Here is a 14,521-nt window from a genome sequence, read left to right as displayed (position 1 = left end):
GGGTGGGGTGGGGTGGGGTGGGGCGGCGGAAAGTCGCGCGGTGGGAAGTGGAACCCGAAGCCGGTCGGCGGTGTACCAGAAGCAGAAGCAGGTCATCGCGGACCGAGCCGATCGAAGGGGGAGGGGTCCATGAACACAGGCCATGGGTACGGGCGTTCGCCGTGGACGGGGGCAGGCCCGAGAGGCATGGCAGCGCTGCTGCTGTGCCTGGGCGTGGTCCTCACGGCCGGGTGCAGCGGCAGTCCGGACAGAGAGGAGGACGTGCCGGGCGCGGCCCGGACCTCCCCGTCGTCGACCGCCCCGGCCGCTCCCCCGCGCATACCCTCCGCCACCGACCTGCCCGGTGTCCCGCACGCCGTCGGCTTCGCCTCGGACGGCAGTGGCTTCACCCTGACCGCGGAGTGCGACCAGCGCGGGTGCCGTCAGCATGCCGCCGTGCTCGAGGCCGGTGCCGGTCTGTGGCGGCCGGTCCGCTCACCGCTCCCGGACCTCACCGCCGACCAGGGCATCACCGCCGGGCTCACCGTGCTCGGGCCCGGCCGCGCGCTGATCACCGAGGGAGCCGAGCGCGCCGACCGTCCCGGCCGCACCTGGTTCACGGACGACTCCGGCGGCACCTGGCGGCGCGGATCGACCCGCCCCACCGGCCGTACGGCGACCGTGCCTACGGGCGCCGCCCTCGTCACCGACTGCCGGAAGCCCTCGGACGACGGCGACGGCTGCGCCCGCAGCAGACTGCTGGTCGTCCTGCCGGACACCGGTGAGCACCGCGTCCTGACCCACCGACCACCGCTGACCGGCGTCCTCTCCCCCGCGGGCGACATCGCCGAGAACGCGCTGTTCGTGGCGGGCGAGGACCCCGAGACCGGCCTGCCCGCGCTCGCCATCAGCGGCGACCGGGGCCGCAGCTGGCGCCCGACCCATATGACCGGCGCCGCGGAAGACGGCTGGGCGCCCCGGGTGGTCGCGGGCCGGAGGGGGATGTACGCCGTCCAGCCAGGCCAGTTGCCCAGCCAGGAGGGCGTGAAGAACGGCCTGCTGACCCTCCACGTCAGCACCGACGGCGGCGGCACCTGGACCCGGATCTGGCGCTATCGGCCGGGCGTGGAACCGCTCTCGATACTCGGCGACCTCGTCGTCACGGATGACGACCGGCTCACCGTGTACGGCGAGACGGGTGTGTGGCACAGCGACGACCAGGCACGCACCTTCCGCTCCGAGGGCGCCGCGCGTGGCCCGGCGGGCTCCGTGCGGCAGACCCCGATCGGCTGGCTCTGGTCGGACAGCTACGGCAAGGGCGCCTACCGCATATCGGCCGACGGCACCCACTGGCACGACTTCCGCCTGGGCACCGGGGGAGGCTGAGCTTCCGGCGCGGGGAGGATGGAGCACACCCGCGCGGCCTTCCGGCTTGCACCTCACGTCACGTGAGGGCTCACCGTGGAGTGCGTACCGAGAAGGGAGCGGAAGTGAGCTACTCCGTGGGACAGGTCGCCGGTTTCGCCGGAGTGACGGTGCGCACCCTGCACCACTACGACGACATCGGCCTGCTCGCCCCGAGCGAGCGCAGCCACGCGGGGCACCGGCGCTACAGCGACGCCGACCTCGACCGGTTGCAGCAGATCCTGTTCTACCGGGAACTCGGCTTCCCGCTCGACGAGGTCGCCGCCCTGCTCGACGACCCGGAGGCGGACCCGCGCGCGCATCTGCGCCGCCAGCACGAGCTGCTGACCGCCCGGATCGAGAAGCTGCGGAAGATGGCGGCGGCGGTGGAGCAAGCCATGGAGGCACGCAAGATGGGCATCGATCTCACGCCGGAGGAGAGGTTCGAGGTCTTCGGGGACAAGGACCCGGAGCAGTACGCGGAGGAGGCGGAACAGCGCTGGGGCGGCACCGAGGCATACGCCGAGTCACAGCGCCGCGCCGCGAGCTACACCAAGGAGGACTGGAAACGCATGCAGGCCGAGGTGGCCGACTGGGGCGAGCGCTATGACGCGCTGATGGCCTCCGGTGAGCCGCCGACCGGAGAGCGTGCCATGGACATGGCCGAGGAGCACCGGCAGCACATCTGCTCCTGGTTCTACGAGTGCCCGTACGACATCCACCAGGGCCTCGCCGAGATGTATGTCGCCGACGAGCGCTTCAAGGCGTACTACGACTCCATGCGTCCCGGCCTCGCCGGACACCTCCGGGAGGCGATCGCGGCGAACGCGGCCCGGCACGGCGCCTGAGGCGCCCGGCGCTCCCCCCAGATGCCGGTGAGCCGGACACGGCTTTAGACGCGGTGGGCCGGACACAGCTTTGTGCGAGACGGCCCACAGTGCATCCTGGGGGTACCCGTGGAACCTGGGGTGGACGCATTGCGTTGATAGCTTTGTCCGGCCGTACTGGACGCCGTACTTCCCAACCCCTCAGGAGCCCGGAACCGTGACGACGCTTGCCCTCGGACCGAGCTGGCTGGATCCGAACTATCTGCTGGACACCTTCGGTATCTGGGGCCTGCTCCTCATCGTCTTCGCCGAGTCCGGTCTCCTGATCGGTTTCTTCCTGCCGGGCGACTCCCTGCTCTTCACCGCCGGTCTGCTGATCACGTCCAACCAGCTGAACTTCCCGCTGTGGGCGGCCGTCGTCCTGATCGTCATCGCGGCCATCGTGGGCGACCAGGTGGGCTACATGTTCGGCAAGAAGGTCGGACCGGCGCTGTTCACCCGCCCGGACTCCCGTCTGTTCAAACAGGAGAACGTCACCAAGGCCCACGAGTTCTTCGAGAAGCACGGCCCGAAGTCCCTGGTCCTGGCCCGCTTCGTGCCCATCGTGCGCACCTTCACGCCGATCATCGCGGGCGTCAGCGGTATGCGGTACCGCTCGTTCCTGACCTTCAACGTGGTCGGCGGCATCCTGTGGGGTGCCGGTGTGACCATGCTCGGTGCCTGGCTGGGCAACATCGACTTCGTCAAGGAGAACATCGAGGCGATCCTGATCCTGATCGTCTTCATCTCCGTGATCCCGATCATCATCGAGGTGCTGCGGGCCCGTTCCCAGAAGAAGAGGGGTCTCCAGCAGGAGCCCGCGTCCGCGCCCGGCGGCCAGCAGGCCCCGCACCAGGCCGCCTACCAGCAGCAGCCGGTCATGGACGACGCCACCACCCAGCTCCGACGCATCCCCCCGGCCCACCAGAACCAGCCATACGGCAACCAGGACTACGGTCACCAGGACTACGGCAACCAGAACAACCAGGGCCAGCGGGGCTACGGCGACCAGGGCTACGGCGACCAGCAGGGCGGGTACCCGCAGGACCCGTACCAGGGCGGCTACGACCAGCCCGCCCAGCCGTACGCCCCGCAGTACCCACAGCAGCAGTACCCGCACGACCAGCAGCGGTACTCCCATGACGAGCAGCCCTACCCCTACGACCAGGGCGGCTACCCGCAGCGCTGAGGCAGCGAGAACGACCGTCGGCGGTCAGGAAGGCGAAGGCCTGTCCTGACCGCCGACGGTCGTTTCCGGGTGCGCTGCCCCGCTCAGGACCTCAGAACGGGAAGCCGCTGCGGCCGTGCTGGATCGAGATCCACTTGAGGGTGGTGAAGGCGTCCAGGGTCGTCTCGCCGTTCAGCCGGCCGACGCCCGAGTTCTTCTCGCCGCCGAACGGCACGAGGGGCTCGTCATGGACGGTGCCGTCGTTGACGTGGAACATCCCGGTGTCGATCCGCTGGGCGAAGCGCACACCGCGCTCCACGTCACCGGTGTGGACGGCGCCGCTGAGGCCGTAGGGGGTGTCGTTGACGATGCGTACGGCCTCCTCCTCACCGTCAAAGGGGATGAGGAAGGCGACGGGGCCGAAGACCTCCTGGCGGAGCAGGGGCGAGTCGGCGGGGAGGCCGGTCAGCACCGACGGCTCGACGAGGTTGTCGGTGGTGGTGCCGTGCACGAGGGCGGTGGCGCCCTGGGCGATGGCCTGCTCGACGGTGCTGGAGATCGACTCGGCCTGCGAGGAGTTGATCACCGGGCCGATGACGGTCGCCGGGTCGCTCGGGTCACCGGCCGGGAGGGACTTCACCTTGGCGACGAACTTGTCGGTGAACTCCGCGGCGATCGAGCGGTCCACCAGGACACGGTTGGCGGCCATGCAGACCTGGCCCTGATGGACGTACCGGCTGAAGACGGCGGCGTCGACGGCGTAGTCGATGTCGGCGTCGTCGAGGACGACGAGGGCGCTGTTGCCGCCCAGTTCGAGGATGGTGCGCTTGAACTGCCCGGCGCAGACGGTGGCGACATGGCGGCCGACCTTGTCGGAGCCGGTGAAGGAGATGACCTTCGGCACGGGGTGCTCGATGAAGGCGTCGCCGATCTCCGCGATGTCCGTGATGATCACGTTGAGGAGTCCGGGGGGCAGCCCCGCGTCCTCGAAGATCTTCGCGACCAGGGAGCCGCCGGTGACCGGGGTGTCCTGGTGCGGCTTGAGGACGACGCCGTTGCCGAGGGCGAGGGCGGGGGCGACGGACTTCAGGGAGAGCAGGAAGGGGAAGTTGAAGGGGCTGATGACGCCGACGACACCGACGGGAGCGCGGTAGAGGCGGTTCTCCTTGCCGGGGTCCGGGGACGGCAGGACCTTGGTCTCCGGACGCATCGTCAGGTTGACCGACTCGCGCAGGAACTCCTTGGCGAGGTGGAGTTCGAAGGCGGCCTTCAGCCCGGTGCCGCCCAGCTCGGCGATGATCACCTCGGTGATCTCCTGCTCGCGCTCCTCCACCAGGCGCAGCGCCTTCTCCAGCACGGCCCGCCGCGCGAAGGCACCCGCGGCGGCCCAGTCCCGCTGGGCGCGGGCGGCGGCGCGGTAGGCCTGATCTATCTCGTCGACCGTGGCTATCGTGATCGAGGCCAGCTTCTCGCCGTCGTACGGATTGCAGTCGATGATGTCCCAGGAGCCGGTGCCCGGGCGCCACTCACCGTCGATGTACTGCTGAGCCAGGTCGGTGAAGTACGACGACATGTGATCCCTCAATCCCCTGCCGCAGGACGATGCGGAAAGATGGCGGAAAGATGATCGACTTGACAGCCTGATCGTTCGTCATCGTACTTGTGCCGACGCTCAGTTGGAGCGGTTGTTTCCGGAGAGTTCAGGAGAGCTGGAGCAGGCCGCGCAGCAGGTCCCGGCTGGCGTCGGGGCCCGGACTGTCCCGTTGCAGCTCTTTCAGGGCCTTTTCGTACTGGGCCACGTCCTCCGGCTTGTCCAGATAGAGCGCACTGGTGAGCTGCTCCAGATAGACGACGTCCGACAGGTCGGACTCCGGGAAGCTGAGGATGGTGAAGGCTCCGCTCTCACCGGAGTGCCCGCCGAAGCTGAACGGCATGATCTGGAGCCGTACGTTGGGCCGCTCGGAGAACTCGATCAGGTGCTGGAGCTGGCCGCGCATCACCTCGCGGTCGCCGTAGGGGCGGCGCAGGGCGGCCTCGTCGAGGACGATGTGGAAGTCGGGGGCGTTCTCGGAGACGAGGTGCTTCTGCCGTTCCAGGCGCAGTGCCACGCGCCGCTCCACGTCCGCCTCGCTCGCGCCCTCCATGCCGCGCCGGACGACCGCTCGCGCGTACGCCTCGGTCTGGAGCAGCCCGTGCACGAACTGCACCTCGTACGCGCGGATGACGGAGGCCGCCCCCTCCAGGCCCACGTAGGTCGGGAACCAGCTCGGCAAGACGTCCGAGTAACTGTGCCACCAGCCCGCGACATTGGCCTCGCGGGCGAGGGAGAGCAGTGAGTTGCGTTCCGTGTCGTCCGTGATGCCGTAGAGGGTCAGCAGATCCTCGACGTCCCTTGTCTTGAAGCTCACCCGGCCCAACTCCATCCGGCTGATCTTCGACTCCGAGGCACGGATCGAGTAACCCGCCGCTTCGCGCGTGATGCCGCGCGCCTCTCGGAGTCGCCTGAGTTGCGAGCCGAGCAGCATCCGCCGCACCACCGATCCGGGCTCTCCCGCACTCACGTTCGCCAGCCTCCCCAACCGTCTTCAGGGCCCGCAGTCTGCCACTAAAACACTCCGAGCAGTACTCGCCCGGTTACAGAGATGGAAAGAAGCCAAAGATTCCGCCCGGGTTCCGGCCGAGTCAAGAGAGAGGAGGGAAGAGGGTGGACGGAGGGGCGGGGCCGGGAAGGGAAGGGTTCCGCAGGAAAACGGCTCGAAGACGGCGGAAAAAATGGCCAAGAAGCGGTACGGGAGGGTCCAATTCGGTCGCGTGCACGTGCATCTGCCCTTGCATCTGCTGTACGCATCCGAAACCATGGTCCCGCACCACCGCCGCCTCGCACCGTCCGCGAATTCCCGGGAGTGCCTCGCATGGGGACGAATGGATCGACCATGCTCGAGCCTTTAAGGCAGGGCCTTCCGCCAATGGATCCCTCGGCCGTGTCCTCGGCGTCCTCCTGCGCCCTGCCCGCCCGTTACGAAGCGGTGCGCGACGCACGGCGGTTCACCCGTGGCACGCTCGACCAGTGGGGCATCGGCGACCGGTTCGACGATGTCTGTCTGGTGGTGTCGGAACTCGTCACCAACGCGCTGCGCCACGCGGTCCCCACGACCTCCACGACGCGCGGCGTGAACGGCCCCCCCGGCCAGGAACCTCCCGTACGGCTGCATCTGATGCGCTGGACGGAGCGACTGGTGTGCGCGGTGCGCGACCCCAGCAACGACACCCCGGTCGCCCGGGACGCCGACGACTTCTCGGCGGAGTCCGGCCGGGGCCTGTTCCTCGTCGACTCCTTCTGCGACAGCTGGGGCTGGCACCCGCTGGCCGGGACGCTCACCGGCAAGGTCGTCTGGGCACTGTTCCGGCTCCAGCCGGACGGACGCATGACCGACGCACTCGCGGCGGACGTCAGAGAGGCCCGGCAGGACGCCTGACGAACCGGCACGTTCCGACGCCCGGACTCTACGCGCGTTACATTCCGTCTTCACCCGGTAACGGAAAGTCGCGGCGTATGGACGGCGGTGCGGTCACCCCGCGATCAGGTGGTCGAACTCGCCGTCCTTGATCCCGAGCAGCATCGCCTCGATCTCCGCGCGGGTGTAGACGAGCGCGGGCCCGTCGGGGAAGCGGCTGTTGCGCACCGCCACCTCTCCGCCGGGCAGCCGCGCGAACTCCACGCAGGAGCCCTGCGAGTTGCTGTGTCGGCTCTTCTGCCAGGCCACGCCGCCCAGTTCGGTGGCGGCCATGCCGTTGTACACGTCCATGCCGTTGTACACGTCGTGATCCACAGGTCGCTCCCCGATGGTGCACTGGCTGGTGTGGCCATTGATGCAGTGGTCAACTGACCCGGATCATAACCTCGTTCATGTGCAGCCGCATGAGCATATGCAGGCGCACATGCATGCGCAGATGCACGTGCACGAGGGGTGTTCCCGTGGTTACAGGTTGACCGTCGCGATGGCGAGGCTGCCCGACCGCCTCACCGCAGCTTCTCCAGCGTCTGCCCCAGACTCCGCAGGACATGCGACCGCCAGCCCCCGTCCATGATCTTGCGCGCCATCATCTGCGCCGGGTCGTCCGGATCGAATCCCTCGTGCACTAGGAACAGACGCGTACCGCGCCCTTCCTGTTCCAGGGTCCACGTGATCGTCCAGTCCGCGGGACGGGCCGGATCCGCGTCGGCCCAGCGGAGCCGCAGCATCCGCCCGTCGTCGTAGGCGAGCACCTCCACGTCGACCGCGCCGGAGAAGTTGGAGTTGGGGCGCGGTACGGAGGTCATCCGGTAGCGGTGCCCGACCTCCAGCCGGAAGTCCGCCGCCCCGGGCATCTGCCACTGCGCGAGCAGTCCGGGCTCGGTGAGGGCCCGCCAGACCTTGGCGGGCGGGTGCGGGAGGAACTCGTCCACGCGGATGGTGGTGAGGTCGGCGTCGGCAGATCCCTCAGGGAAGCGTTCGTCGAAGCTCTCGTCGTGGTTCATGCCAGGTCGTCGTCGGGCATCCGGTCGAGCAGTCGGCCGAGGCCCTTGAGCTGCTCGCGCCAGAACCGCTCGTACGGGTGGAGCCAGTCCTGCACCTCGGCGAGCGGGGCCGCCTCCAGGCGGTAGATGCGCTGGCGGCCGACGCGCTGCTCGGAGACGAGCCCGGCCTCCCGGAGCACCTTGAGGTGTTCCGAGAGGCTGGGGCGCCGCATGTCGAAGTGGTCGGCCAGGGCCTGGACGGGCTGGGGTCCGCCGTCGCGCAGCAGTCGCAGCACCTCGCGGCGGGTGGCGTTGGCAAGCGCGGCGAAGACACGGTCCTCGACGGCGGTGCCGGATCCGGCACCGGTGGCGTCGGCCCCGGTGGTGGTCATGGTGCGGTCAGAAGCCTTCCTTCTCCGTCAGCAGCATCAGACCGTTGCCGTCCGGGTCCCGGAAGGAGGCCATCCGCCCCCACGGCAGTTCGTCGGGCCCCTGCACGGCGACCCCTGCTTCCGCGAGCCGCGCGCAGTCGGCGTCGACATCGGTCGTGAGCAACATGATCCCCTGCGTGGAGCCGGGTGCGAAACCGCCCATGCCAGGCCCTGAGAGCGTGAAGACGGTCTGTGCGCCCCGGGGCGCCACCTGGAGCCACCGTCCGGGCGGCGTCTCCCGGTCGGCGGTGACCTCGAAGCCGAGCACCTCCGTGTAGAAGCGCAGGGCGCGGTCCTGGTCCGAGACCGGGAGCGTGACGAAGGAAGCGTGCGTGATGTGGGTGGTGTCCGTGGTCATACGGACGACGATAGGCAGGAGATTCCCTACCCGTCAAACGTAGGGAATCTCCTACCTAATGGTTTCCGTGATCGCTCAGCGACCGGCGTACGGCAGCAGCGCCATCTCGCGCGCGTTCTTGATCGCCCGGGCCAGCAGTCGCTGCTGCTGGGCGGTGACCCGGGTGACCCGGCGGCTGCGGATCTTGCCGCGGTCGGAGATGAACTTCCGCAGCAGATCGGTGTCCTTGTAGTCGATATAGGTGACCCCCGCCTGGAGCAGTGGGTTGGGACGGCTCTTGACGGGCTTGCGGTCAGCTTTGCGGACCATGAGGGATCAAACCTCCAGAAGGGTGTCGAATGCGGGCGGCAAGCGCTTCCAGGCGTCCCGTCCGGCGGCGTACTCGGCGTCGGTGAGCAGACAGGTCTCCAGCAGCTCCGCGAGCCCCTCGCGGTCGAGGCCGGGGGACGTGAACACCAGGTGCTGGCAGCGGTCGCCGTGCTCCGGGTGCCAGTCCAGCGCGGCGGCCGCCCGGCGCACCGGCGGCACCATCTCCCAGGCCGCGTCGGGCAGCGAGGCGAGCCAGGGACCCGCGCTCTCCACGCACAGCGCGCCCCCGGCGGCGTCCCAGTGCAGCAGCGTGTCCGGCCGGTCGGCGAGCCAGAACCGCCCCCTGCTGCGGGCCGCGGCGCAGGTCAGGTCCTCCAGGGCGGCGTACAGCCGGCCGGGGTGGAAGGGACGGCGACGGTTCCAGACCAGGGTCGTGACGCCGCACGCGTCGGCCTCGGCGGGCAGCAGCGCGCACGCCGGGTGCTGGGCAGCGGCGGCGGCCTCCACGTCGAAGCCCGCGAGCGCGGCGCCCGCCAGGCCGCCGTCGCCCACGTACACCTGACGGGCCGTCGGGTGCAGCTGGGCCAGCAGCTCCCGGTCCTCCTCGTCGGCCTCCGGGGAGTCGACGAGGGCGAGGACGGGGGCGTACTCCAGCTGCCGCGCGAAGGTGTCCGCGACCGTGCGCTGGTCGGTGGCGGCCGCGGCGAGACCGCCGTCCGCGAGGTCGTCGCCGTTGCCGAGGTACGGCAGCACCAGCGCGGGGTCGACGGCGGTGATCACACCGGTGACGGTGAACCCGCCGCCCGTGACCACCTCGGCCATCGCCTTGGGCTCGACGGAGTCCCACAGCTCGACGATCGCGAGCCGGGTCGCCCCGGCCGCCGCCAGCCGCTCCAGCTCCGGCACCAGGTCCTCGCGCAGCGCACAGCACGCGCAGTCGTTGACCAGCGGCGTCTCACCGGAGGACCGCATGCCGGACGCGTCGCGCACGGTCCGTACGACGGTCCCGGAGGCCGCCGCCGTGGCCAGGTCGTGGTGGAGTACGACGCTGCCGGGCACCTCGGTGAGCAGCCGCTCGACGGCCGCCGTACGGGCGTCGGCGTGCAGCCCGCCGACGATCACGACGGGAAGCTCGGTCACCGGCTCAGCCCTGCTTCCCGTACCGGCGCTCGAAGCGCTCGACGCGCCCGGCGGTGTCCAGGACGCGGGCGGTACCCGTGTAGAAGGGGTGGCTGACGTCGGAGATCTCGACGTCGACGACGGGGTAGGTGTTGCCGTCCTCCCACTCGATCGTCTTCTCCGTGGGCACTCCGGCGAGCGTGGAGCGGGTCAGGAAGGCGTGGTTCGCGGCGCGGTCGCGGAAGACGACGGGGCCGTACTCCGGGTGGATTCCCTCGCGCATGGCGGTGATCAGCGCTCCTCTCGGAAGTCGACGTGACGGCCGACGACGGGGTCGAACTTGCGCAGGGTCAGCCGGTCCGGGTCGTTGCGGCGGTTCTTGCGGGTGACGTACGTGTAGCCGGTCCCGGCCGTGGACCGGAGTTTGACGACGGGACGGAGTTCGTTGCGTGCCATGCTGCTACCTTACTGAAAACGATTCCCATTTACGACAGCCGATGTGAGGTAGTACGTCACGATGTCCGCGCACTGCATGCTGACCGGCGCCCGGCCCGGGTTCGGCAACCGGATCTCCCACTCCCACCGGCGCACCTCGCGCCGCTTCGACCCCAACATCCAGACCAAGCGCTACTGGCTGCCGAGCGAGGGCCGGTACGTACGGCTGCGGCTGAGCGCCAAGGGCATCAAGACCGTCGACACGATCGGTGTCGAGGCCGCCGTGGCCCGCGTCCGCGCCCGGGGGGTGCGGATCTGATGGCGAAGAAGAGCAAGATCGCGAAGAACGAGAAGCGGCAGCAGGTCGTCGCGCGCTACGCGGCCCGCCGCGCCGAACTGAAGGAGATCATCCGCCGGCCGTCCACGGGAGCCACGGAACGGCTCGCCGCCCAGCAGGAGCTGCGCCGCCAGCCGCGCGACGCCAGCGCCACCCGCGTCCGCAACAGGGACCAGGTGGACGGGCGCCCGCGCGGGTACTTCCGTACGTTCGGGCTGTCCCGCGTGAGTCTGCGGGAACAGGCCCACGCGGGATATCTGCCGGGGGTGCGGAAGTCCTCCTGGTAGGACTGCCCCGGTTTCGGTTACGCGCTGGTAGCTTCTGCGGTCGTCAGGGGTGTCCGGCTCACCGTGGGGGATGGCAGTGACTTCGTGGACTTCGTGGGTTTGCAGGACTTCGGCCACGACGGAGACGCACGCGCGCGTGGGGCGCGGTCCGGGGCGGGCGGCGGTCGCTGCCGCGGGGCTCGCGGCGGTGCTCCTGCTGGGCGGGTGCGGTGACGACGGCGGCTCCGACGACGGCACCCCGAGCCCCACCGCCTCCGCCACCTCCACGAACACCGCCGACACGGGTGGCGGCTCCGGTGGCGGCACCCCGTCCGCCTCCGGCGACCTCGAAGGCAGCTGGCTCGCCACCACCGGCGGCGATGCGGTGGCGCTGGTCGTCACCGGCGACAAGGCCGGGCTCTTCGCGACCGGCGGCACCGTGTGCAGCGGCACCGCGGGCGGGGCATCGGGCACCCGCACGATCCGCCTCACGTGCACCGACGGCAACGACGACCGGGGGACGGGACGCGTCGACTCCGTCGACGGGACGACGCTGAAGGTCACCTGGGAGGGCGGCCTCGGCACGGAGACGTACACCAAGGCCGAGGGTGGCCGGCTGCCAACGGGGTTGCCTACGGACGGACTCGGTTCCTGAGCCGCAGACCACCTCGCGCCGCCTTCCCGGGAGTCGGGCCGTCGCCGTCGTCCAGGGCGGCGGAGAGTTCGGTGAGGGCTTCGAGGAGAGCGCGGGTCGCGTCACGGATGACGGATGTCGGGGTGGCGTCGGCGCGTACGGCGTTGTCGTCTGTGCGTACGGCTCTGTCCTCGTCGGCCGGGGACTCGTCGTCGAGCGCCTTCCGTAGGGCCGTCCAGTCCGGCACCCGGCGTTCCCTGATGGCCATGGCGCCCTGCCGGGTGGCCGTGCGTGCGGCGTCGGCGGGACGGGCGGTGGGCTCCCGGGTGAGCCGGGCGGCGGCAGGCGGTCCGGATCGGCGGGCCCGGTGTGTTCGGGCGGATGGGCCTCCACGAGCATCGCCACCCCGCCCATGCGCGTGAGCGCCTCCCCGGCGTCGTCGGCCGCGACCCGGGACAGGCCCCGGTGCCGTACCGGCTCGTCGGCGGCGCGCTTCACCGCCGTCTGCCAGGCCACGCGGGCGGCGCGCGCGGCGAGGAGCGTGGCCCGCACGGCCGCGACGCCGTTGCCCCGCGCGGCCGGTTCGGCGTGCTGCCGCAGGACGGCGGCGGCGTACTCGCCCTGGGCGGCCAGCCAGTCGGCCGGATGGGCCCGCAACCGCGGCGTCTCCCGGGCCGGGTAGACGGCGTACGCCGGCATCGCTACGGCCAGTCCCGCGCGCTCCGGTGCCCTTCAGCGAGCGGAACCAGTTCATTCGGTCGGCGGATGGGACATAGGGAGACGAAGTGGGGCGGGCCAGCCGGGCGGGCAACCGGGACGTCGTCGTATGCGTGATGATCCACACGTTCGATGCGCATCGGCACCACCGCTTCGGTACCCCGCCATCGGCACTGCTCTGCCCCGCCACCCCGGCGCCACTCCACACCGCAAGGACTCACTCATGCGCTCCGCCCCCCTCGCCGTCACGGCCCTGACCGCCGCCCTCCTGCTCACGGCCTGCTCCTCCGACGGTGACGGTGACGGCGGGAACACCGGCTCCGGTACGGCCTGTGCCGTCGGCGCGGTCGACATCGAGGTCGGCCCCGCCAACGCCGCGCCCGCCGCCGGGGACACCGGCAATGTGCCGGTCACCGTCACCAACCGCGGCGACGACGCGTGCACCTTGGACGGCTTCCCCCGCGTCGAGCTGCGCGCGGGTGACACCTCGGCCGTCCTCCCTGAGGAGGAGGGCGCCAAGCCGCAGCAGCTCACCCTCGCGAAGGACACCGCGGCGACCTTCACGATCACGTACGTACGGGGCGAGGACGGCGGCTCCGGCAGCCTCGACGTGCAGAAGCTCGCGATCGGCCTGCCCGGCGGCGACGACGAGCAGAGCTTCCCGTGGTCGTACGGACCGGTTCCCGTCGACGGGGAGGACACCCCGGACGCGACGGTGAGCACGTTCCTCCAGGCAGGCGACTGAGTCGTACGGCCGTACCGCCGCCCTCAGTCCAGCGGGCGGCGTGGCCTGACCTGGGCGCGGTCCGCCGCGCGGGAGCCCTCCGTCCAGCCCGCCGCGTCGCTCACCCCGCGCAGCCGTGTCGTGGTGGTCTCCGGGAACAGCCGGTCCGTCGCGGCGGTGACCGCCACCTCGCGCGAGGCGAGGACGGGCAGGAGGTCCGCGGCGCCCTTCCCCTCGGCCTGCACCGTCTCCGCCGTGGCCTGTTCCGCCGCGGCGGCGAGGCGGGTGCCGATGCGGTGGGCGTAGGCCGCGAGGAACGCCTGCCGGAAGGTCTTGGTCCGCTTGCGTCCGCCGGCGCGCTGCTCGGCCTCCGCCTTCGTCATCGCGGTGGTGGCCTGTACGAGGAGCGAGGTGTAGAGGAGTTCGACGGCTTCCAGGTCGGGTTCGAAGCCGACGACCGTGGTGAAGCCGAAGGGTTCGTTCCACACGGCCCGGCAGTGGTTGGCGGTGGCGACGGCGTCCAGCAGTACCGCCTTGGCCTGCTCGTACGGCGCGTCGACACCGATCCGGCAGGCGCCCGGGGTGTCCTCGGCGGGCGCCCGGGAGGCGAGCAGCGCCTCGTCGACGCTGTGCCGGGCCATCAACTCCTGTGCCTTGGCGCTGAGCGCTTCCGCCTCCTCCGGGTAACCGGTCGCCTCGGCCTTGGCGAGCAACGCCCGGATCCGCGCGAGCATGCGGGACTCGGCACGCCGCTCCCCCGGCGCGTGCGGCGGCCGTACGGGCTCGTCGAGGGGTTCGAGGGCGGGCAGCCGGAGCAGCAGGCGGTACAGCTCCAGGACGGCCGTGGCGTGCGAGAAGCGGTCGGCGCGGGGCGCCCTGGAGGCCGCCGCGTCCCGGTGACGCCGGTCGAGGTCGGCGAGTTGGTCGGCCCAACGGCGCCCGCGCGGACGGTCGTCGGGCGCCTGGTCGAGGATCAGCGCCGCGACGAGTCGTACGTGGACGTCGTCCAGTTCGCGGCGCACGATCCGTACGACGTCGGCGGGCTGCCAGCCGCGCCGCCAGGCCGCCGCCACGAAGTCCCGGCCACGCCGCGCCAGTTCCCCGTCCGCCTCCGGGTCGGCGGCGAGCAGCGACGCGGCGGTGTCGAGGGCGGCGGCGCCGGGATCGGCGTAGAGGGCGGTCCGGAGGGCGCGGTCGACGGTGCCGGGCGGGGTGGGGGTGCTCACGGGCCGATGGTGCCATGGGGGCGAGGGCGGCGATCCAGGTCACTCGCGCT

21 protein-coding genes are annotated in these 14,521 nt (G+C 70.9%); 9 read left to right on the top strand and 12 right to left on the bottom strand.

Annotated elements, in window-relative coordinates:
• Nucleotides 1-186 precede the first annotated feature (186 nt).
• The 3 genes from KBY47_RS21290 to KBY47_RS21280 all read left to right on the top strand — a co-directional run bounded on the left by KBY47_RS21290 (nucleotide 187) and on the right by KBY47_RS21280 (nucleotide 3,438).
• Nucleotides 187-1,365: an exo-alpha-sialidase gene (locus KBY47_RS21290; protein WP_210922993.1), complete on the top strand. Its 1,179-nt coding sequence runs from the start codon at nucleotides 187-189 to the stop codon at nucleotides 1,363-1,365.
• Nucleotides 1,366-1,469: 104 nt separating this feature from the next.
• Nucleotides 1,470-2,231, top strand: coding sequence for a MerR family transcriptional regulator (locus tag KBY47_RS21285; protein ID WP_210922991.1), 762 nt, complete (start codon nucleotides 1,470-1,472; stop codon nucleotides 2,229-2,231).
• Between the two features lie 196 nt (nucleotides 2,232-2,427).
• Entirely contained in the window at nucleotides 2,428-3,438 is a 1,011-nt protein-coding gene (locus KBY47_RS21280) for a DedA family protein (protein WP_210922990.1), read from the top strand.
• Nucleotides 3,439-3,529: 91 nt separating this feature from the next.
• Here KBY47_RS21280 and KBY47_RS21275 read toward each other — a convergent pair whose 3' ends face one another.
• The gene (locus KBY47_RS21275) at nucleotides 3,530-4,990 is read right to left on the bottom strand and encodes an aldehyde dehydrogenase family protein (RefSeq protein ID WP_210922986.1); all 1,461 of its coding nucleotides are present in this window, start codon (nucleotides 4,988-4,990) and stop codon (nucleotides 3,530-3,532) included.
• A 127-nt stretch (nucleotides 4,991-5,117) separates the two neighbouring features.
• Nucleotides 5,118-5,942, bottom strand: a complete 825-nt coding sequence (locus tag KBY47_RS21270; RefSeq protein ID WP_210923022.1) for a helix-turn-helix transcriptional regulator — start codon at nucleotides 5,940-5,942, stop codon at nucleotides 5,118-5,120.
• 387 nt (nucleotides 5,943-6,329) lie between these two features.
• Here KBY47_RS21270 and KBY47_RS21265 point away from each other — a divergent pair, with 387 nt between their 5' ends.
• Nucleotides 6,330-6,893, top strand: a complete 564-nt coding sequence (locus KBY47_RS21265; protein ID WP_210922985.1) for an ATP-binding protein — start codon at nucleotides 6,330-6,332, stop codon at nucleotides 6,891-6,893.
• 93 nt (nucleotides 6,894-6,986) lie between these two features.
• Here the strand turns inward: KBY47_RS21265 and KBY47_RS21260 are convergent, their stop codons facing one another.
• From KBY47_RS21260 to rpmG, 8 genes are all read right to left on the bottom strand, one after another.
• Complete coding sequence (locus tag KBY47_RS21260) at nucleotides 6,987-7,247, bottom strand: DUF397 domain-containing protein (RefSeq protein WP_210922984.1); 261 nt, start codon at nucleotides 7,245-7,247, stop codon at nucleotides 6,987-6,989.
• 191 nt (nucleotides 7,248-7,438) lie between these two features.
• Nucleotides 7,439-7,936: an SRPBCC domain-containing protein gene (locus KBY47_RS21255; RefSeq protein ID WP_210922983.1), complete on the bottom strand. Its 498-nt coding sequence runs from the start codon at nucleotides 7,934-7,936 to the stop codon at nucleotides 7,439-7,441.
• Nucleotides 7,933-8,307 carry a helix-turn-helix transcriptional regulator gene (locus KBY47_RS21250; RefSeq protein ID WP_210922981.1) on the bottom strand — a complete coding sequence of 125 codons (375 nt, stop codon included), beginning with the start codon at nucleotides 8,305-8,307 and terminating at the stop codon, nucleotides 7,933-7,935. Before KBY47_RS21250 ends, KBY47_RS21255 begins: the two co-directional genes overlap by 4 nt.
• 7 nt (nucleotides 8,308-8,314) lie before the next feature.
• Nucleotides 8,315-8,704 carry a VOC family protein gene (locus KBY47_RS21245; protein ID WP_210922979.1) on the bottom strand — a complete coding sequence of 130 codons (390 nt, stop codon included), beginning with the start codon at nucleotides 8,702-8,704 and terminating at the stop codon, nucleotides 8,315-8,317.
• Between the two features lie 75 nt (nucleotides 8,705-8,779).
• A complete protein-coding gene (rpsR, locus tag KBY47_RS21240) occupies nucleotides 8,780-9,013 on the bottom strand; it encodes a 30S ribosomal protein S18 (RefSeq protein WP_210922978.1) in 234 nt (77 codons plus the stop codon).
• Nucleotides 9,014-9,019: 6 nt separating this feature from the next.
• Nucleotides 9,020-10,153, bottom strand: coding sequence for a GTP-binding protein (locus KBY47_RS21235; RefSeq protein ID WP_210922975.1), 1,134 nt, complete (start codon nucleotides 10,151-10,153; stop codon nucleotides 9,020-9,022).
• A gap of 4 nt (nucleotides 10,154-10,157) precedes the next feature.
• A complete protein-coding gene (locus tag KBY47_RS21230) occupies nucleotides 10,158-10,415 on the bottom strand; it encodes a type B 50S ribosomal protein L31 (RefSeq protein ID WP_210922973.1) in 258 nt (85 codons plus the stop codon).
• Nucleotides 10,416-10,423: 8 nt separating this feature from the next.
• Entirely contained in the window at nucleotides 10,424-10,588 is a 165-nt protein-coding gene (rpmG, locus tag KBY47_RS21225; RefSeq protein ID WP_210922971.1) for a 50S ribosomal protein L33, read from the bottom strand.
• Nucleotides 10,589-10,649: 61 nt separating this feature from the next.
• Here rpmG and rpmB point away from each other — a divergent pair, with 61 nt between their 5' ends.
• The 3 genes from rpmB (at nucleotide 10,650) to KBY47_RS21210 (ending at nucleotide 11,825) form a co-directional block, all read left to right on the top strand.
• A complete protein-coding gene (rpmB, locus tag KBY47_RS21220; RefSeq protein WP_210922969.1) occupies nucleotides 10,650-10,886 on the top strand; it encodes a 50S ribosomal protein L28 in 237 nt (78 codons plus the stop codon).
• On the top strand, nucleotides 10,886-11,191 hold the full coding sequence (gene rpsN / locus KBY47_RS21215; protein ID WP_210922967.1) for a 30S ribosomal protein S14: 306 nt from the start codon (nucleotides 10,886-10,888) through the stop codon (nucleotides 11,189-11,191). The genes rpmB and rpsN overlap by 1 nt, the downstream gene beginning before the upstream one ends.
• Nucleotides 11,192-11,327: 136 nt before the next feature.
• A complete protein-coding gene (locus tag KBY47_RS21210) occupies nucleotides 11,328-11,825 on the top strand; it encodes a hypothetical protein (protein WP_210922965.1) in 498 nt (165 codons plus the stop codon).
• On the opposite strand, the gene KBY47_RS21205 is transcribed toward KBY47_RS21210, so the two are convergent.
• On the bottom strand, nucleotides 11,803-12,072 hold the full coding sequence (locus KBY47_RS21205) for a hypothetical protein (RefSeq protein ID WP_210922964.1): 270 nt from the start codon (nucleotides 12,070-12,072) through the stop codon (nucleotides 11,803-11,805). The genes KBY47_RS21210 and KBY47_RS21205 overlap by 23 nt on opposite strands.
• Nucleotides 12,073-12,216: 144 nt before the next feature.
• Between KBY47_RS21205 and KBY47_RS21200 the strand changes: the two genes are divergently transcribed.
• Nucleotides 12,217-12,486, top strand: coding sequence for a hypothetical protein (locus KBY47_RS21200; protein WP_210922962.1), 270 nt, complete (start codon nucleotides 12,217-12,219; stop codon nucleotides 12,484-12,486).
• A gap of 258 nt (nucleotides 12,487-12,744) precedes the next feature.
• Nucleotides 12,745-13,266: a DUF4232 domain-containing protein gene (locus KBY47_RS21195; protein WP_210922959.1), complete on the top strand. Its 522-nt coding sequence runs from the start codon at nucleotides 12,745-12,747 to the stop codon at nucleotides 13,264-13,266.
• A gap of 23 nt (nucleotides 13,267-13,289) precedes the next feature.
• On the opposite strand, the gene KBY47_RS21190 is transcribed toward KBY47_RS21195, so the two are convergent.
• Nucleotides 13,290-14,471 (bottom strand): DUF2786 domain-containing protein, encoded by a 1,182-nt coding sequence (locus KBY47_RS21190; protein WP_210922951.1) that lies wholly within the window; start codon nucleotides 14,469-14,471, stop codon nucleotides 13,290-13,292.
• Nucleotides 14,472-14,521 lie beyond the last annotated feature (50 nt).

Source organism: Streptomyces sp. B93, from assembly GCF_018070565.1.
Lineage (GTDB): Bacteria > Actinomycetota > Actinomycetes > Streptomycetales > Streptomycetaceae > Streptomyces.
Note: the sequence above shows the minus strand (reverse complement) of the source record. Positions and strands in the feature narration are given on the sequence as shown.